This window comes from Terribacillus saccharophilus (assembly GCF_002272075.1).
Classification (GTDB): Bacteria; Bacillota; Bacilli; order Bacillales; family Amphibacillaceae; genus Terribacillus; species Terribacillus saccharophilus_A.
In genome coordinates this window covers 181,220-199,182 of the sequence record NZ_NPBJ01000016.1, presented here as the reverse complement: position 1 = coordinate 199,182, position 17,963 = coordinate 181,220, and the positions used below count along the sequence as shown (strand labels likewise).

Sequence of the window (17,963 nt, the reverse complement as noted above, 5' to 3'; positions counted from 1 at the left end):
ACCTTCAGAAGGACGCAGTTTAGTGCTGCTGACGTTTGTGAAGGCTTGAGCCGACAACGTTACTTTTGCTGGATTCCGCCTTAAACATGGCGCGAATTCAGCTTCTGTTTTTTCAAGACGTGATAAAGGTAAAATGTGGTGCATGCACCCAACCTGCTTATATCTAGAGAATAATGAAGGAGTGGACAGACTTTGGATATCGATACAGATATGATATTGGTACTGGACTTTGGAAGCCAGTACAATCAATTAATCACAAGAAGGATCCGGGAGTTCGGTGTATACAGCGAATTACATTCCCACAAACTGACAGCAGATGAGATTCGTAAGATGAACCCGAAAGGAATCATCCTTTCCGGCGGACCGCACAGTGTATATGACGAAAACAGTTTCCGTTGTGACGAAGAAATCTTCGAACTTGGAATCCCAGTATTGGGTATCTGCTATGGTATGCAGCTAATGACGCAACATTTCGGTGGAAATGTGCAGCGTGCTGACAGCCGGGAATACGGCCGTGCGGAAATTACATTGACAAACCCATCTGTCATCTTTAAAGATTCACCGGAAAAACAGCTAGTCTGGATGAGCCATGGTGATAAAGTATTGGATCCAGCACCAGGCTTCAGCGTTGATGCGACAAGCCCGTCCACCCCAGTTGCTGCCATCAGCAACAAAGAACGTAACCTTTATGGTGTTCAGTACCACCCTGAAGTGCGCCATTCCGAGTACGGAAACCATATGCTGAAGCAGTTCGTTTTCGACGTCTGCCATGCAAAAGCGGAATGGACGATGGAAAACTTCATCGAAATGGAAACAGAAAAAATTCGTCAGCAAGTCGGCGACAAAAACGTTCTTTGTGCATTGAGCGGCGGTGTAGACTCTTCTGTAGTAGCTGCCCTTATCCACAAAGCAATCGGCGATCAGCTGACATGTATTTTTGTGGATCATGGTTTGCTTCGTAAAAACGAAGGTGCAATGGTCGAGAAGACTTTCCGTGACGAATTCAAAATCAATTTGGTTGCAGTGCATGCACAAGACCGTTTCTTGGGCAAGCTGAAAGGCGCTTCAGATCCAGAACAAAAACGTAAGATCATTGGTAATGAATTCATCTATGTATTCGATGATGAAGCATCCAAGCTTGAAAACATGGACTTCCTTGCACAAGGTACACTGTATACGGATATCGTAGAAAGCGGTACAGAAACAGCACAGACAATTAAATCTCACCATAACGTGGGCGGACTGCCAGAAGATATGCAGTTCGAATTGATCGAACCATTGAAAACATTGTTCAAAGATGAAGTACGTGAACTAGGAACTGAGCTTGGTTTGCCGGACGCGATCGTTCACCGTCAGCCATTCCCTGGGCCTGGACTAGCAATCCGTGTTATCGGTGAAATTACAGAAGAGAAGCTTGAAATCGTGCGCGAATCCGATGCGATTCTACATGAAGAGGTTGCAAAAGCAGGTCTTGAACGCGATATCTGGCAGTACTTCACTGTCCTTCCAGGATTCAAGAGCGTCGGTGTAATGGGAGATGCTCGTACGTATGACTACACACTAGGAATTCGTGCGGTAACTTCTATTGATGGTATGACCTCCGACTGGGCACGTATCCCATGGGATGTATTGGAGCGTATCTCTGTACGTTTCGTCAATGAAGTGAAACATGTAAACCGCGTCGTGTATGACGTGACGAGTAAGCCACCTGCAACAATCGAGTGGGAATAAAGGAAAGAGGCCATGCTATCAATCAGATAGCATGGCCTCTTTTTGTACAAGCAGATGAGTTTTACCGGATTGCTGGTCATAAACAAGCTCGTGTATGGACAGCAGTTCGTACAGATAGATACTTTCAATCGGGAAGTAGCCATCTGACGGATCCTTCGGCATATCGATGCTCCAGAATAACTGGAACAAGTCCTGAAACTGCTTTTCGCCTGACACTTGATCTTCCTTCATCCAATGTGATAGTTTCCCTTGAACTGCTTCAGCAGCTGCACCGAAGCGGTTGCGCTGTTCTGTATTCCAATGCAGCTGTCTGTCGCTGCGCCCTGCGTGAATCAAATTCCAAAGATGATAATGAATCAGCTTCAGCTTCTGAGTTAGGGCTGCTTCTTTATCTAATACTGCTTTTGCTTTCGAATTCGGAAGATGATATCGCATTTCCATCTGCTGGTGCTGCACATACTGTTCCAGGAGCAGCCGTTCATCTGTCAGTTTGCTGAACGATGCCGTTAAACTGTGGACAGGCTGGTCACCTTGTGTTTTCCTGATCCTTATATCAACGAAAGCATGGATCAGCTCATTCGTATGCGAAATAACTAAATCTAACTGCTGACGAGATTTCTTAAAGTAATCTGGCGGCAGGATAAGCATATTAACCAATGTTGAAATGATAATTCCAATAACGCTTCCGCCGAGCCGGGCCCAGAAATCTGCCCATAAACTTGTATGTTCCACGTCAATCATAGCAACTGCTGTAATTGTCGCTACAATCAAACCTGCATGGAGTTTTAATTTAAAGCAAACCAGAATCGTCAAAAAAGCCGCTGCCGTGTAGGTCAGCGGAGAAGCTCCGAATAAATAAATCGAAAGAACAGAAAATGCTGCTCCGACCATACTGGCTGGTAAACGGATCAGACCTTTTTGTATGGATGCATGAATTGTCGGCTCTATCGTCACGATAGCTGCAATAACCGCAAAAGCCGGTGATATGTGTACAATTTCACAAATTAATGCAGTAAAAAACACAGCAATCCCTGTCTTGATGACACGGCTGCCGATGAAATATTTCTTCACAGTCTGTCAACACCTTTGATGTAGCATGTTTACATTATAAAGTGTATAAAGCTGGCAATCAATGGTTGAATGTGGAAGAGTTATAGGGCTTGGAGCATGTTTTTTGAAGAAATGGTATAACCGCCGTAAATTTCGGGTAAAAAAAGAAAATACTTGGACCGGAAATACAGGGGGTAGCCATGATTATCAATTTAATGAAACAGAATAAGGTCAATTTTAAGCGTATTTACGGTGCTTCTAGTACGATTGCCAATATTGTCCGTTTTGATTCCCGTTACGTAACGAAACATGATGTTTTCGTTTGTATCCAAGGGGATAACCATGATGGGCACGCTTTTATAGAGGATAGCATTGCACAAGGTGCTTCTATCATTGTAGGAACAAATGAAGATCTGCTGAAATCCTATTATCGCCAGTTTGAGGATTGCACCTTCCTTGTTGTAGAGGATGCCCGGCTGGCGATGGCACAGTTGGCAGTGCTGCTATCAGATGAGGCTTGGACAAAGCTTGTTACAGTTGCTGTCACCGGAACAAATGGGAAGACGACAGTAGCGGCGTATGTCCGTTCCTTGTTGAATCAGCTCCAGCTTCGGACAACGTCAATTGGAACATGCGGTATTGTTACGTCCAAAGAGAAGCTCGACTTCTTTAAAAGCACGCCTACTACGCCTGAATCTGCTGATTTGCATGCGCTTTTCAAATTGCTGGAATCGGAGGGCGAAAAAGCGGTAGTTATGGAGGCAACGTCTATTGCATTGGATCAGAAGCGTACGGCAGCCATGACATTTGATGTTGCAATTCATACAAATTTATCTCCAGAGCACTTGGAATACCATGAAACAATGGATAATTACAAGCAGGCGAAGATGAAATTGTTTGAGCAAGCCGCTACTGCAATCGTAAATATCGACGACGAAGGAATGGCGCAGGATATTCTGGATACGTTCCAAGGGAAGCTGCTGACATATAGTCTTAAGAAAAATAGCGAGGCAGATTTGATTGCATCAAATCTTCAGACAGATGCGCATGGTATCCAATTTGAGCTTTATACAAATGGAAAAACATATACGATTCGTGCACCGATTTATGGTGCGTACAACGTGTCTAATCTTATTGCTGCAGTTGGAACAGCAATACATCTTGGTTACGATTTGGAATCAATCGTGGATGTCTTAGTTACAATGGAGAATCCTGAAGGGCGTTTTGAAGTAATCGAACAGTACGGCAGCAGGAAAATTATTCTTGATTATGCCCACACTCCAGCTGCATTGGATCAGTTATTAACAGCGGTGAATGCTATTCCGCATCGTCGCTTGATCGTAATGATATTGGGAGTCGGCATCAGGGATTTCGGGAAGATGCCGAAAATGGCGCAGACAATTGAGGGAAGAGCAGATGAGATTGTTGTGTCTGTTGATCATCCAGGTCATCATGATCCAAAAAACATCATCGATGCGGTATGTAAGGGTTTTAGTGACCGCGTGCAGAATGTGTCCACGGCACAGACGAGAGCCAAAGCTGTCTGTCTTGCGCTCGATCTGAGTCGGGAAGGAGATATTGTCCTGCTTACAGGCGGACAAATCAATGGTGCACAGTTCGTCAGAGGAAAGGCTATTCCGCATTCTGACCACGCAATTATTCAATCATATTTCGAAGAACAAAATGCAGAAAAGGTACAATCCACTATCAGCTGAATAAGTTGGAAACGATTACTAATACTATTCTTAGGTACATTTACCGAAAAAACATTGACGAAGCAGGCAAAATGCTTTTATAGTGAAAGAGTATTAATACTATATATTTTCGTCTTCGTATAATTTTGGGAATATGGCCCATGAGTTTCTACCAGGTTACCGTCATTAACCTGACTACGCTGACCTCTCAATCTGAGTTACATACGCAGATGTGGTGTAGATAGGAAACGCTTCTTGCTCTTAGGGCAGAAGTGTTTTTTATTTGAAAGCTTATCCTGCCCAATCGAAGCAACAGGAGGAGTAACAAGTTATGAAACGTTTTTTCCGTTTTGATGAATTGAACACGTCTTACCGAACTGAGATTATCGCCGGTATCACGACATTCCTGTCGATGGCGTACATCCTGTTCGTTAATCCTAATGTTCTGACTCTGCAAGGTGTGCCGGACAGCGCAATTCCTGGAGGCCGTATGGATGCGGGTGCAATTTTCACTGCAACAGCGATTGCTTCCGCGATTGGTACACTGATAATGGGTGTATTCGCTAAATTGCCGATTGCGCTCGCTCCTGGTATGGGATTGAATGCCTTTTTCGCTTTTACAGTTGTTCTAACTTATGGTATTCCGTGGGAAACAGCATTGGCAGGCGTTTTTGCTTCCGGTGTCATTTTCATGATTCTTTCTCTTTCGGGTTTACGTGAGCTTTTGATTAACTCAATTCCACCGACTTTGAAATTGGCTGTTGGCGCTGGTATTGGTCTTTTCATAGCTTTCATCGGTTTAAAGAACGCTAACCTCGTTGTGATGAGTGAGGATACAGTTGTGGCTCTTGGAGATATCCACAGCGGTCCAGCACTGTTAGCTATCTTTGGTATCTTTGTGACAGCAATTCTCTTGGTAAAAGGATTCCGCGCAGCGATCTTCATTGGAATGATCATTACTGCAGTAGCTGGCATGGTTGTCGGATTGATTGATCCGCCAACGGCAGTCGGAGACGTTGTCGGAAGCGTACCAAGTCTTGCTCCTACATTCGGGGCAGCATTTGCGCATTTCGGTGATATCTTCACGATTCAAATGCTGACTGTCATCTTGACTTTCTTATTCGTGGATTTCTTTGATACAGCCGGTACATTGGTTGCAGTAGCTACCAAAGCTGGTTTGATGAAAGACGGCAAGCTTCCAAATCCAGGTCAGGCTTTACTTGCGGATTCTGGTGCTACTGTTGCAGGTGCAGTGCTTGGTACTTCAAACACAACTGCATATGTTGAATCAACAACAGGTGTAGGCGCAGGCGGAAGATCAGGATTTACAGCTGTAGTGACTGCGATTTGTTTCCTTTTGGCACTATTTTTCAGTCCGCTATTGTCTGTCATTACCAACGAAGTGACAGCACCGGCCTTGATCGTGGTTGGTGTACTGATGTGTTCTTCCTTGAAGGAAATTGAATGGGATAAAGTAGAGTTGGCTGTACCAGCCTTTTTCACAATTCTGATGATGCCGCTCACAGGCAGTATTGCTACTGGTATTGCGGTCGGATTTATTTTCTATCCGCTTACGTTGCTTGTAAAAGGGCGTGTAAAAGAGATCCACCCAGTTATGTGGTTCTTGTTCGTCGTATTCATCTTGTACTTCATCTTTTTGGCATAAATAGAAGCCGCTCCTATTGGGGCGGCTTTTTTTATAGGAGATATATGACAGATTTGTGATCGGATTTTACCTTTATGCGTTGATTGCAACGGTGAAGGGTATAATTGTATTATACTTACGAGAGATTACAATCGTCTGTCAGCGGGCGAGGAGGAGGAGTTTCTATGAGTAACCGTTCAGTGAAGCTGGCTTGGTTCAGTTTACTGGCATATATCGCAGCCATCGTCGTCAATTATCTATCCAACGCCTTGCCGCTCGGTGGGAAGAACACCCGTCAATTATCTGATCAACTTGGCGTATTATTTCAGCCAGCAGGATATGCTTTCAGCATTTGGGGAGACATTTATCTATTCGCTTTTATTTGGGTCATCCGCTTATTCTTGCGGTCGACACGCGAAACAGAGTGGTATGGAAGAGCCGCTGGAGCATTCATTGCAAGCTGTATCTTTAACATCGCTTGGCTTTTCAGCTTCCATTATCAACTGTTTAGTATTTCCATCATTCCGATGGTGGGACTGTTAATCTCCTTGATCATCCTGTATCAAGCCATCTCCACTTCATCCGACCGCCGGAAATTTGATTTGTTTCCGTTTTCTATCTATATCGGCTGGGTTTCCGTCGCCACAATTCTGAACGTCGGAATTCTCTTTGTATCGCTTGGGGTAGATAATATTGAAGGGTGGCTTTTGTCAGGAGAAGTTTGGACAATCATTTTGCTGATAGTCGGTGCTGTTCTGGCAATTGGCTTCATGCATGTTTTCCGTGATAGTATCTATCCACTCGTGTTCATTTGGGCATATGTGGCTATTGCTTCTGCGAGAGCGGAGAACTTTCCGGCAATTACAGCAGTTGCCAGCATTATGGCGCTGCTCATTTTGATTGCCATACCGATTCATTTGTTTCGAAGACGAAAACGTAAGCAGTACGGCTACTGATACACATAAGCAGCAATTTTTTATTAGCAAGAAGGAGGAAGTAAGTTGTTAGAAATCCCACTCGTCATGTTATTGATTATCTTTGTCGTCAATATTGTTTATGTGAGCCTGAATACATTACGGGTGATTTTGACATTGAAGGGACGGCGTTATATAGCAGCATTCGTTAGTGTTTTCGAGGTTACGATCTATACCATTGGTCTCGGCTTAGTTCTAGATAACTTGGATCAAATCCAGAACCTGATTGCCTACGCACTTGGTTTCGGGATTGGTGTTATTCTTGGTTCGAAGATAGAGGAGAAGCTTGCACTCGGCTATATTACCGTCAATGTTATCTCGTCTGACCCGAGTATCGAGTTCACGAGAAGACTGCGGGAAAAAGGGTATGGTGTAACCAGCTGGTTTGCTTATGGAATGGATGGGGACCGCCTCGCCATGCAAATTCTGACGCCTCGTAAATACGAGCTCCAGTTGTATGAGGCAATTAAGGAAGTCGATCCGAAGGCTTTTATCATTGCCTACGAGCCTCGTCAAATCTTTGGCGGTTTCTGGGTGAAAAGTGTAAAGAGGGAGCGTATCCGTAATGCCAAAAGAAAAGAAACCAGCAAAGAAACGATTTGAGTTCGGTGAGAATGAGACAATCGATGCTTGCTTGGATCGTATCAAAGCAGAGGGCTATCTGCCAGTTCGGAAAGTGGAAGAACCGGTCTTTCGGGAAACCACCGAGAATGGGGCAAAGAAGGTAGAACCGATTGGAAGAAAAGTTATTTTTGATACAAAATTACTAAAAACCGAACATTAAATATAACAATATAACCATCGTTCGATTTTTTCATTGACGATGTGTGTCAGAATTGTTATCATAAACATGCATGAAAGACACGGCTAGATTTGACAACACTACAGCGCGAGATGTGAAGCTGTGCTTTATAGATCGTACCTCATATATTTCCGGAAATACGGTCCGGAAGTCTCTACCTGCTACCGTAAATGGCGGACTATGAGGGAAGATGGACTGCATGATTATGAGCCTACGACACCGTATGCCTATTCGTCTTCTCTCAGTTAGCGGGAGAGGTGAATAGGCTTTTTTTACGGCAAAAAGAGAAAAGAGGGATTGGATGGCGGAGATTGGAATCATCATGGGAAGCATCTCTGATTGGGAGACAATGGAGCATGCGTGCAAGTTATTGGAAGAGCTGGATATTTCTTTCGAGAAAGAAGTGATTTCAGCTCATCGTACACCTGAGGATATGTTTGACTATGCAGCGAGTGCTAGAGAAAAAGGCTTGAAGGTTATCATTGCTGGAGCAGGCGGTGCAGCCCATTTGCCAGGTATGGTGGCAAGCAAGACGACGTTGCCTGTGATCGGTGTTCCAGTACAGACAAAAGCGCTTGATGGAATGGATTCTTTGCTCTCTATCGTTCAGATGCCAGGCGGTGTTCCAGTAGCTACGGTAGCAATCGGAAAAGCAGGAGCTAAAAATGCCGGCATCCTGGCGGCCCAAATTCTCGGTACTCATGACAAACAAATTGCTGAACGTCTGCTGGATTATCAGCAAGGGATGAAGAAACAAGTAGCGGAAATGAGGAATCAGCTTGCGACCAAATAATATCATCACTATCGGCATTCTTGGAGGCGGGCAGCTTGGCCGCATGATGGCTATAACTGCTAAGCATATGGGATACCGAATTATTGTCCTCGATCCTACGCACGATTGTCCTGCTGCACAAGTAGCGGACTTGCATATTGAAGCAGCTTATGATGATAGGGACGCTATCCGGAAACTAGAGAGCTTAAGCGATGTTGTCACCTATGAATTCGAAAACGTCGATTTGGATGCAGCAAGACTGCTGGAGGAAAAGGGGAAACTTCCACAAGGCTCCCTTCTTTTGGAAATCAGCCGAGATCGAGCGAATGAAAAAAATCTCATGAAGGAACTGAATCTTCCCGTAGCGCCCTTTACGATAGTCACAGATGAAAAGGAACTGCTGACAGGTGTTAGAGAAATCGGTTTTCCATCGGTCGTAAAAACTTGCCGCGGCGGATACGATGGCAAAGGACAGCTAAAACTGGAATCTAAGGATGACCTGCAAGAAGCTGCTGCATTCGTCCGGCAAAATGGACGCTGCATTGTTGAATCATGGCTTACATTCGATAAGGAGATATCGGTTGTACTGACTAGAGGCAAGGATGGAGAAATTACTTATTTTCCGGTGGCAGAAAATGAACACCGTGATCACATCCTTTATCGGACGATTGCACCTGCAACTGTCTCTGAGAATGTGGCGGAGCAAGCGCGTACTGCTGCTGGAAAGCTTGCAGAAGCAGCCGGGGTTGTCGGTACCTTTACCGTCGAGATGTTCGTCTCAGGCGATGAGCTTTATATGAATGAAGTGGCTCCGCGACCGCATAATTCCGGTCATTATACAATTGAAGCTTGTACGGTATCGCAATTCGAGCAGCATATCCGCGCGATTTGCGCACTGCCTCTTTTGCCGGTCCATTTTATCGGGGCCGCCGTTATGATAAATTTATTAGGAGAAGAGCTGGACCAGTACTGGCAGCAGCCTGACAGACCATTAGCCCACATCCATGATTACGGCAAGCAAGAAGCCAAGCCCAAAAGGAAAATGGGGCATTTCACAATGGTGGGTACGTCACGTAAGACCTTGCTGGACGCAACCGACGCTTTTACACGATCACTAGGAGGAAACAAAGCATGATTGAACGTTATACAAGAGAAGAAATGGGCAACATTTGGACGGATGAAAATAAATACAAGGCGTGGCTTGAAGTCGAGATCTTGGCATGTGAAGCATGGAGTGATCTAGGCATCATCCCTGAATCAGATGTAAAAGCATTGCGTGAAAATGCATCCTTCGATATTAATCGTATTTTGGAAATCGAGCAGGAGACACGTCATGATGTTGTTGCTTTCACTCGCGCAGTATCCGAGACATTGGGCGAAGAACGCAAATGGGTGCATTACGGCCTGACATCCACAGATGTAGTCGATACAGCTTTATCATATCTTTTGCTGCAGGCGAACCAAATCATTCGCAAAGGCATCGTCAATTTCATCGAGATTTTGGAAGCGAAAGCGAAGGAACATAAGCATACGGTCATGATGGGACGTACACATGGCGTTCATGCTGAGCCAACGACTTTCGGTTTGAAAATGGCATTATGGTATGAAGAAATGAAACGTAATCTGGAGCGATTTGACGCTGCTGCTGATACGATCCAATACGGCAAGCTTTCCGGTGCGGTCGGTACATATGCGAATATCGATCCGTATGTGGAGAAATATGTCACTAAAAAGCTAGGCTTGAAGCCAGCACCAGTATCCACGCAAACATTGCAGCGTGACCGCCATGCACAATACATGGGCACATTGGCATTGATTGCAACTAGCATCGAGAAATTCGCGACTGAAATCCGCGGTCTTCAAAAAACAGAAACGCGTGAAGTGGAAGAGTTCTTCGCTAAAGGCCAAAAAGGTTCTTCTGCGATGCCTCATAAACGTAATCCGATTGGATCTGAGAATATGGTCGGCATGTCCCGTCTGATCCGCGGACACATGGTCACAGCTTACGAGAACGTTGCCCTTTGGCATGAACGCGATATCTCTCATTCATCTGCCGAACGTGTCATCTTGCCGGATGCGACAATCGCGCTAGATTATATGCTGAGCCGCTTCTCTAACATCGTGAAGAATTTGACGGTCTTCCCGGAAAACATGAAGCGTAATATCGATCGCACATACGGCGTTATCTTCTCCCAGCGTGTACTACTTGCGCTAATCGATAAAGGCATGAGCCGTGAGCAGGCGTATGATATCGTTCAGCCGAAAGCGATGGAAGCATGGGAAACAGAAACACAGTTCAAGCAGCTTATCGAAGCAACAACAGAAATCTCTGCATTCCTTAGCCAGGAAGAAATTGATGACTGCTTCGACTATACGTACCACTTGAAGAATGTAGATCAGATTTTCCATAAGATAGGATTAGAATAATACTTTGACAAACGGGGTGGAGAACGTGAGAGGAAAATTGCTGTACGAAGGAAAAGCCAAGCAAGTGTTTCAATCAGCCGAAAATGAGCAAGAGCTCGTGCTGTCTTATAAAAATGATGCAACAGCATTTAATGGTAAGAAGAAAGCAAGCTTTGAAGGAAAAGGCCGTTACAACAATCTTATCTCTACCCATATCTTCGAGTACTTGAAAGAGCAGGGCATATCCTCGCACTTTATCAAGCCGCTCAGTGAAACGGAGCAGCTAGTAAAGAAGACGACGATTGTACCGCTTGAAGTAGTCGTTCGGAATGTTGCAGCAGGAAGCATTACAAGAAGGCTTGGTATTCCGGAAAAGACAGTTTTCCAACCCGTTTTGACAGAGCTTTACTATAAGGATGATAGCTTGGATGATCCGATCATCAATGATGCACACGCATTACTGCTGACGGATGTGAATGAGGAGGAGCTTGCCTTCATTAAACAAGCAGCATTGGAAGTCAACCAGCAGCTGCAGACGTTCTTCGATAGAGTCGGCCTGCAGCTGGTTGATTTCAAACTAGAATTTGGCCGTGATCAAGACGGCTCCATCATTCTATCAGATGAAATTTCCCCAGATACATGCCGGCTTTGGGATAAGGAGAATGGCGGCAAGATGGACAAGGATGTATTCCGAGAAGACCTTGGTAGCTTGATCGACGTATATGATGCAATCTTAAATCGACTGGAGGCAGCAAAATGAAAAAGGTAAAAATCTTTATCACACTGAAAGAAGGGGTTTTAGACCCGCAAGGTAAGGCTGTTCAGGAAGCATTGCAGGCGAATGGATTCCCAGATGTAGCAGAAACTCGTGTCGGTAAGTACATCGAAATGACGCTGCCGGATGAAGCTGATGTCGCGCTGGAAGTACAGCGTATGTGTGATAAGCTTCTTGCCAACCCTGTCATGGAGGAATACAGCTATACAGTCGAGGAGGGCATACGCTCGTGAAATTTGCTGTCATCGTTTTTCCAGGCTCCAACTGTGACCGGGATATGTACCATGCGGTCAAGGACGGTTTAGGAGAAGAAGTCGATCTAGTATGGTATGAAAATGCGAATCTGGCAGACTATGATGCTATCTTGCTTCCAGGGGGATTCAGCTACGGTGATTATCTTCGCTCCGGCGCGATCGCATCTGTCTCCAATGTCTTGAACCAAATCAAGCTTAAAGCTGAAGCTGGTACACCAGTCCTTGGTGTGTGCAATGGCTTCCAGATTTTATTGGAAACAGGCTTGCTGCCAGGTGCAATGCTGCGAAATGAAAAGCTGAAGTTCATGTGCCATTATGAGACACTCGTTGTCGAAAGAGACGATACGATGTTCACAAGCGGCTATGAGAAAGGCCAGCAAATTCAAATTCCAATCGCTCACGGTGAAGGAAATTACTACTGCGACGATGCAACACTGGAAGAGTTGAAGCAAAATAATCAGATTGTTTTTACTTACAAGAACAATCCGAACGGTTCTCGGTTTGATATAGCCGGGATCGTCAATAAAGCAGGTAATGTGCTAGGTATGATGCCGCATCCGGAACGAGCTGTTGAGGATCTGCTCGGTTCAAGTGATGGGCTGGCAATGTTCCAATCCGTACTACAACACTGGAGGGAAATGTATGTTACAACAAGCTGAAATCAGTCCGGAAAAAATCGAACAAGACCGTCTGTATCGGGATATGGGTTTGACAGATGAGGAATTTCAATCTGTTAAGAATATCCTTGGCAGACAGCCGAATTTTACGGAAACAGGCATTTTCTCGGTTATGTGGTCAGAGCATTGCAGCTACAAAACATCCAAGCCATTATTGCGTAAATTCCCGACGGAGGGTCCGCATGTCCTGCAAGGACCAGGTGAAGGTGCCGGAATCGTTGATATCGGGGATGACAAAGCGGTTGTGTTCAAGATCGAGAGTCATAATCACCCGTCTGCTGTCGAGCCTTACCAAGGTGCAGCTACAGGTGTCGGCGGTATCATTCGTGACGTATTCTCTATGGGAGCTCGACCAATTGCGCTGTTGAATAGTTTGCGTTTCGGCAACCTGACTACACCGCGTGTTAAATATTTGCTTGAGGAAGTTGTCCACGGTATTGCTGGATACGGAAACTGTGTCGGTGTTCCGACTGTTGGCGGCGAGATCCAGTTTGATGACAGCTACGAAGGCAACCCGCTTGTAAATGCGATGTGTGTTGGTTTGATCGACCAAAAGGATATTCAAAAAGGGATTGCTGCTGGTGTCGGTAATACCGTTATCTACGCAGGTGCTCCGACTGGCCGTGATGGTATCCATGGTGCGACGTTTGCATCAGAAGATTTGAGTGAAGAATCCGAATCAAAACGTCCTTCCGTACAGGTCGGAGATCCATTCATGGAAAAACTTTTGATCGAAGCATGCTTGGAAGTGATTCAGCATGAAGCGCTTGTCGGTATCCAGGATATGGGCGCAGCTGGTTTGACATCTAGTGCAAGTGAAATGGCAAGTAAAGCTGGTATGGGTATGGAAATGAACCTTGACCTTGTTCCGCAGCGTGAACAGCATATGACACCATATGAATTGATGCTTTCCGAATCTCAGGAGCGTATGCTGCTTGTCGTGAAGAAAGGCCAAGAGCAGGGCATCATCGAAGTATTCGAAAAATACGGACTACAAGCTGTTGCTGTAGGTACTGTAACGGATGATAAGCAGTTCCGTCTTTTACATCACGGTGAAGTTGCAGCAGAAATTCCAGTTGACAGCCTAGCAGAAGATGCACCGGTATATTACAAAGAATCAAAGGTACCTGGCTATTACACAGAATTCCAAACTATAGATTATACTCCAGCTGTCATGAACCATGCAGCGATGCTGAAGCAGCTTTTGCAGCAGCCGACAATTGCCAGCAAGGAATATGTTTATGATCAATATGATTCCATGGTTGGTGCAAGTACAGTAGTCGCACCTGGAAGTGATGCTGCAATCGTGCGTGTGCGAGGAACAGAGAAAGCAATAGCGATGACGACAGATTGTAACTCCCGCTATATCTACTTGGATCCAGAAACCGGCGGCAAAATTGCCGTGGCTGAAGCAGCTCGAAATATCATCAGCTCTGGTGCGAAGCCGCTTGCACTGACAGACGGCTTGAACTTCGGAAACCCGGATAAACCAGAGAATTTCTGGCAAATGGAAAAGAGCGTCGATGGTATGAGCGCCGCATGTCTAGCTTTGGAAACGCCAGTTATCAGTGGTAACGTATCGCTTTACAATGAATCCAACCAGCAAGCGATTTTCCCGACACCGATTGTCGGAATGGTTGGCTTAGTAGAGAACTTGGCACATGTAACGACAAGCCAATTCAAACAAGCTGGCGATGCTATTTATTTACTAGGTGAAACGAAGGCTGAATTCGGCGGAAGCGAGCTGCAGAATGTGCTCGAAGGACGTTATTACGGCAAAGCACCTGCTATCGATCTAGATGTGGAAGCAAGCAATCAACAAGCAGTTCTAGCTAGCATCCAGCAAGGGTTTGTGGCGTCTGCGCATGACCTTGCAGAGGGCGGACTTGGTGTTGCATTGGCGGAAAGCCTGTTTGGTACAGAGCTTGGCGCAAAAGTAACAATCGACGGTGATGTGACGGCAGCGCTTTTCAGTGAATCACAGTCACGCTTTCTTTTGACAGTTTCTTCAGAAAACCAGGCAGCTTTTGAACAGGCAGTCCCAGGAGCGAAGCAAATAGGTTTGGTTACAGAAGAAGCAGAGCTTGCTGTAGAACAAGACGGGCAATCTATCATCTCAGAAGCAGTACCAACACTCGAGGCACTTTGGAAAGGAGCTATCCCATGCTTGCTGAAATCAAAGGCTTGAATGAGGAATGCGGCGTCTTTGCGATTTGGGGACATGAGAAAGCGGCAGAAGTAACGTACTATGGCCTTCATGCCCTGCAGCACCGCGGGCAGGAGGGAGCAGGTATTGTCACGACTGATCGGGAAAACCTTCATTTGCATAAAGGAATCGGTCTGATCAATGATGTATTTTCGGAAGGACAATTCAACAAGCTGAACGGCGATGCTGCTATCGGTCATGTCCGCTATGCTACTGCTGGCGGAGGAGGCTATGAGAACGTACAGCCATTGCTGTTCCGCTCCCAGAAAGATAGTCTGGCAATCGCGCATAATGGAAACCTCGTCAATGCATACGGACTGAAACAGCAGCTGGAAGCACAGGGAAGCATTTTGCAAACATCCTCTGATACAGAAGTGATCGCCCACTTGATCAAACGGAGCGGGCAGATAGAATTGGAAGATGCAATCAAATCAGCACTCAGCATGGTCAAGGGCGCGTATAGCCTTACAATCCTTACCGAAACGCAGCTGTTTGTGGCAGTCGATCCGAAGGGATTGCGTCCGTTGTCACTTGGTCGTCTTGGTGACGCTTGGGTAGTTTCCTCTGAAACGTGTGCTTTTGATGTAACAGGTGCGGAATATGTACGTGAAGTGGAGCCAGGCGAATTGATAACGATCAGCGATGCTGGTCTTCATACGCAGCGTTTTTCTTCCACTCTTGAAAGATCGCTTTGTTCCATGGAGTATGTGTACTTCTCCCGTCCAGATTCTAATTTGAACGGCCAGAATGTTCATGCTTCCCGTAAAAAAACAGGTAAAATGCTCGCACAGGAAGCTCCAATTGAAGCAGATGTTGTAACAGGTGTACCTGATTCAAGTATTTCTGCCGCTATCGGATTTTCCGAGGCTTCTGGCATTCCATACGAGCTTGGTTTAATTAAAAACCGTTATGTCGGCCGTACTTTTATCCAGCCTTCGCAGGAGCTTCGTGAACAAGGCGTCAAAATGAAGCTTTCGGCTGTACGCGGGATTGTCGAAGGTAAACGCGTAGTTATGGTCGATGATTCTATCGTGCGCGGGACGACAAGCAAACGGATCGTCCGGATGCTGAAAGAAGCGGGTGCAACAGAAGTGCACGTGCGAATCGCTTCTCCTCCGATTCAAAATCCGTGCTTCTACGGTATTGATACATCGACAACATCTGAGCTCATTGCTGCTAACCACAGCATTGAGGAGATGCGGGAGCTGATTGAAGCAGATTCCCTGTCTTTCTTGACTGTCGAAGGTCTGGAAGATTGCATCGTCGGAGACAACGACACGATGACACATGGTATTTGCAAAGCATGCTTTACAGGAAACTATCCAACTGAAATCTATCCGGATACAGTACTTCCGGCGTATAAATGTTAGGAGGGCAAGCATGAGCGAACTTTACAAACAAGCCGGCGTGGATGTCGAAGCAGGCTATCGCGCAGTAGATTTAATGAAAAAACATATCAACCGTACGAACCGTCCGGAAGTGATCGGCGGTGTCGGCGCGTTTGCCGGACTGTTCGACTTGTCGTCTTTCTCTTATAAAGAACCGGTGCTTGTTTCCGGAACGGATGGAGTTGGGACGAAGCTGAAGCTTGCTATTGATATGGATCAGCATGATACAGTCGGAATCGACCTTGTCGCTATGTGTGTGAATGATATCATCGCTCAAGGCGCACAAGCGTTGTTCTTCCTTGATTACATTGCCTGCGGCAAAAATGAACCGGAGAAGATCGAGCAGATCGTGAAAGGTATTGCTGATGGCTGTGTCGAAGCAGGTGCGGCGTTGATAGGGGGCGAGACAGCTGAAATGCCAGGTATGTACGGAGCAGAAGAATATGATTTAGCTGGATTTGTCGTTGGTATCGGAGAAAAGTCAAAGCTAATTAGTGGTGCAGATGTTAAAGCAGGAGATAGCATTATCGGTATTGCTTCAAGTGGCCTGCATTCCAATGGCTTCTCCCTCGTGCGACGTCTGATCGATCAGCATGGACTGAGCCTGGACGAGGTGTACGCACCATTTGATCGTCCTTTAGGAGAAATCTTGCTTGAGCCGACCAAAATTTACTCGAAAGCAGTGCGTGCTGTCCAAGAGAAAATCGATATTCATGGTATCTCTCATATTACTGGCGGCGGCTTCTATGAGAACCTGCCGCGCGCAGTGCCCGAGGATCTAGGTGTTCGCATTCAGACTGGAAGCTGGGAGCTGCCGGCTGTCTATGAATTCCTAATGGAAAAAGCACAGCTAGTCTTCGAGGATATGCTCGGTGTCTTCAATACAGGAATCGGCATGGCACTAATCGTATCTCAGGAAGAAGCGGCAGAGACGATGACAATCCTGCAAGAAGCAGGCGAGAGAGCCTGGATCATTGGTGAAGTAACGGATAAGACAGGCGTGGAGTTTACCGCATGATTTCAGCTGCTATTTTTGCATCTGGCAGCGGCAGCAACGCAGAAGCGATTGTGCAGGCTTCGGAATTACCTTGCACAATCCAGCTGCTTGTTTGTGATAAACCGGAAGCACCTGTTATAAGCAAAGCAAAAGAGTGGGACGCAGAGGTTTTTGTCTGTGACCCGAAAACCTTTGAAGATAAACAAGCCTATGAACAAGCTATTCTTACTAAGCTCCAGGAAAAGCATATAGAATGGATCTTTCTTGCAGGTTATATGCGTTTGATCGGGCCGACACTGCTCGAAGCATATCCAGAGCGGATCCTGAACATCCATCCATCGCTCCTGCCTGCATTTGCCGGCAAGGATGCCATTGGGCAGGCTTTGTCAGCAGGTGTGAAAGTGAGCGGCGTGACGATCCATTTCGTTGACGCGGGAATGGATACGGGAAACATCATTGCCCAAGAAGCAGTTCCAGTACTGGAAGAAGATACACATCACACATTGCATCAACGAATCCAAGCCATTGAGCACCGTCTTTATCCGGAAACGATTTCGTACATACTCAAAGAACGCGATAGAAAGGAATGACT

17 protein-coding genes and 2 riboswitches are annotated in these 17,963 nt (G+C 45.8%); of the genes, 16 read left to right on the top strand and 1 reads right to left on the bottom strand.

What is annotated here, in order from left to right:
* Positions 1–210 precede the first annotated feature (210 nt).
* Positions 211–1,731, top strand: coding sequence for a glutamine-hydrolyzing GMP synthase (gene guaA / locus CHH48_RS09230; protein ID WP_095218897.1), 1,521 nt, complete (start codon positions 211–213; stop codon positions 1,729–1,731).
* An 18-nt stretch (positions 1,732–1,749) separates the two neighbouring features.
* Here guaA and CHH48_RS09225 read toward each other — a convergent pair whose 3' ends face one another.
* The gene (locus CHH48_RS09225) at positions 1,750–2,802 is read right to left on the bottom strand and encodes an FUSC family protein (protein WP_095218849.1); all 1,053 of its coding nucleotides are present in this window, start codon (positions 2,800–2,802) and stop codon (positions 1,750–1,752) included.
* A 179-nt stretch (positions 2,803–2,981) separates the two neighbouring features.
* Between CHH48_RS09225 and CHH48_RS09220 the strand changes: the two genes are divergently transcribed.
* The 15 genes from CHH48_RS09220 (at position 2,982) to purN (ending at position 17,961) form a co-directional block, all read left to right on the top strand.
* A complete protein-coding gene (locus CHH48_RS09220) occupies positions 2,982–4,496 on the top strand; it encodes a UDP-N-acetylmuramoyl-L-alanyl-D-glutamate--2,6-diaminopimelate ligase (RefSeq protein WP_095218848.1) in 1,515 nt (504 codons plus the stop codon).
* A 95-nt stretch (positions 4,497–4,591) separates the two neighbouring features.
* Positions 4,592–4,693, top strand: a riboswitch (purine riboswitch).
* Positions 4,694–4,806: 113 nt separating this feature from the next.
* Positions 4,807–6,141 (top strand): NCS2 family permease, encoded by a 1,335-nt coding sequence (locus CHH48_RS09215; protein WP_095218847.1) that lies wholly within the window; start codon positions 4,807–4,809, stop codon positions 6,139–6,141.
* Between the two features lie 164 nt (positions 6,142–6,305).
* A complete protein-coding gene (locus CHH48_RS09210) occupies positions 6,306–7,076 on the top strand; it encodes a tryptophan-rich sensory protein (protein ID WP_095218846.1) in 771 nt (256 codons plus the stop codon).
* A 45-nt stretch (positions 7,077–7,121) separates the two neighbouring features.
* Positions 7,122–7,697, top strand: coding sequence for a DUF2179 domain-containing protein (locus CHH48_RS09205; protein ID WP_095218845.1), 576 nt, complete (start codon positions 7,122–7,124; stop codon positions 7,695–7,697).
* On the top strand, positions 7,660–7,878 hold the full coding sequence (locus tag CHH48_RS09200) for an NETI motif-containing protein (RefSeq protein WP_095218844.1): 219 nt from the start codon (positions 7,660–7,662) through the stop codon (positions 7,876–7,878). The genes CHH48_RS09205 and CHH48_RS09200 overlap by 38 nt, the downstream gene beginning before the upstream one ends.
* 119 nt (positions 7,879–7,997) lie before the next feature.
* Positions 7,998–8,097: riboswitch (purine riboswitch) on the top strand.
* 100 nt (positions 8,098–8,197) lie between these two features.
* Positions 8,198–8,689: a 5-(carboxyamino)imidazole ribonucleotide mutase gene (purE, locus tag CHH48_RS09195; protein WP_095218843.1), complete on the top strand. Its 492-nt coding sequence runs from the start codon at positions 8,198–8,200 to the stop codon at positions 8,687–8,689.
* Positions 8,676–9,803: a 5-(carboxyamino)imidazole ribonucleotide synthase gene (gene purK, locus CHH48_RS09190; RefSeq protein WP_095218842.1), complete on the top strand. Its 1,128-nt coding sequence runs from the start codon at positions 8,676–8,678 to the stop codon at positions 9,801–9,803. Before purE ends, purK begins: the two co-directional genes overlap by 14 nt.
* Positions 9,800–11,095 carry an adenylosuccinate lyase gene (gene purB, locus CHH48_RS09185; protein WP_095218841.1) on the top strand — a complete coding sequence of 432 codons (1,296 nt, stop codon included), beginning with the start codon at positions 9,800–9,802 and terminating at the stop codon, positions 11,093–11,095. Before purK ends, purB begins: the two co-directional genes overlap by 4 nt.
* 25 nt (positions 11,096–11,120) lie before the next feature.
* Positions 11,121–11,834: a phosphoribosylaminoimidazolesuccinocarboxamide synthase gene (gene purC / locus CHH48_RS09180; protein ID WP_095218840.1), complete on the top strand. Its 714-nt coding sequence runs from the start codon at positions 11,121–11,123 to the stop codon at positions 11,832–11,834.
* Positions 11,831–12,082: a phosphoribosylformylglycinamidine synthase subunit PurS gene (gene purS / locus CHH48_RS09175; protein WP_095218839.1), complete on the top strand. Its 252-nt coding sequence runs from the start codon at positions 11,831–11,833 to the stop codon at positions 12,080–12,082. The genes purC and purS overlap by 4 nt, the downstream gene beginning before the upstream one ends.
* Positions 12,079–12,762 carry a phosphoribosylformylglycinamidine synthase subunit PurQ gene (gene purQ / locus CHH48_RS09170; protein ID WP_095218838.1) on the top strand — a complete coding sequence of 228 codons (684 nt, stop codon included), beginning with the start codon at positions 12,079–12,081 and terminating at the stop codon, positions 12,760–12,762. The genes purS and purQ overlap by 4 nt, the downstream gene beginning before the upstream one ends.
* A complete protein-coding gene (gene purL, locus CHH48_RS09165) occupies positions 12,746–14,968 on the top strand; it encodes a phosphoribosylformylglycinamidine synthase subunit PurL (RefSeq protein ID WP_095218837.1) in 2,223 nt (740 codons plus the stop codon). Before purQ ends, purL begins: the two co-directional genes overlap by 17 nt.
* Positions 14,944–16,356, top strand: coding sequence for an amidophosphoribosyltransferase (gene purF, locus CHH48_RS09160; RefSeq protein WP_095218836.1), 1,413 nt, complete (start codon positions 14,944–14,946; stop codon positions 16,354–16,356). The genes purL and purF overlap by 25 nt, the downstream gene beginning before the upstream one ends.
* Positions 16,357–16,366: 10 nt before the next feature.
* Positions 16,367–17,392 carry a phosphoribosylformylglycinamidine cyclo-ligase gene (gene purM / locus CHH48_RS09155; protein WP_095218835.1) on the top strand — a complete coding sequence of 342 codons (1,026 nt, stop codon included), beginning with the start codon at positions 16,367–16,369 and terminating at the stop codon, positions 17,390–17,392.
* Positions 17,389–17,961 (top strand): phosphoribosylglycinamide formyltransferase, encoded by a 573-nt coding sequence (gene purN, locus CHH48_RS09150; RefSeq protein ID WP_095218834.1) that lies wholly within the window; start codon positions 17,389–17,391, stop codon positions 17,959–17,961. The genes purM and purN overlap by 4 nt, the downstream gene beginning before the upstream one ends.
* The last annotated feature ends 2 nt before the right edge of the window (positions 17,962–17,963 follow it).

What these genes read in the sequence shown, in the direction of transcription:
- purM (WP_095218835.1), top strand. Translation starts at nt 16,367, where the DNA reads ATGAGCGAACTTTACAAACAAGCCGGCGTGGATGTCGAAGCAGGCTAT.
- CHH48_RS09220 (WP_095218848.1), top strand. Translation starts at nt 2,982, where the DNA reads ATGATTATCAATTTAATGAAACAGAATAAGGTCAATTTTAAGCGTATT.
- guaA (WP_095218897.1), top strand. Translation starts at nt 211, where the DNA reads ATGATATTGGTACTGGACTTTGGAAGCCAGTACAATCAATTAATCACA.
- CHH48_RS09200 (WP_095218844.1), top strand. Translation starts at nt 7,660, where the DNA reads ATGCCAAAAGAAAAGAAACCAGCAAAGAAACGATTTGAGTTCGGTGAG.
- purF (WP_095218836.1), top strand. Translation starts at nt 14,944, where the DNA reads ATGCTTGCTGAAATCAAAGGCTTGAATGAGGAATGCGGCGTCTTTGCG.
- purE (WP_095218843.1), top strand. Translation starts at nt 8,198, where the DNA reads ATGGCGGAGATTGGAATCATCATGGGAAGCATCTCTGATTGGGAGACA.
- purS (WP_095218839.1), top strand. Translation starts at nt 11,831, where the DNA reads ATGAAAAAGGTAAAAATCTTTATCACACTGAAAGAAGGGGTTTTAGAC.
- purL (WP_095218837.1), top strand. Translation starts at nt 12,746, where the DNA reads ATGTTACAACAAGCTGAAATCAGTCCGGAAAAAATCGAACAAGACCGT.
- CHH48_RS09210 (WP_095218846.1), top strand. Translation starts at nt 6,306, where the DNA reads ATGAGTAACCGTTCAGTGAAGCTGGCTTGGTTCAGTTTACTGGCATAT.
- purB (WP_095218841.1), top strand. Translation starts at nt 9,800, where the DNA reads ATGATTGAACGTTATACAAGAGAAGAAATGGGCAACATTTGGACGGAT.
- purN (WP_095218834.1), top strand. Translation starts at nt 17,389, where the DNA reads ATGATTTCAGCTGCTATTTTTGCATCTGGCAGCGGCAGCAACGCAGAA.
- CHH48_RS09215 (WP_095218847.1), top strand. Translation starts at nt 4,807, where the DNA reads ATGAAACGTTTTTTCCGTTTTGATGAATTGAACACGTCTTACCGAACT.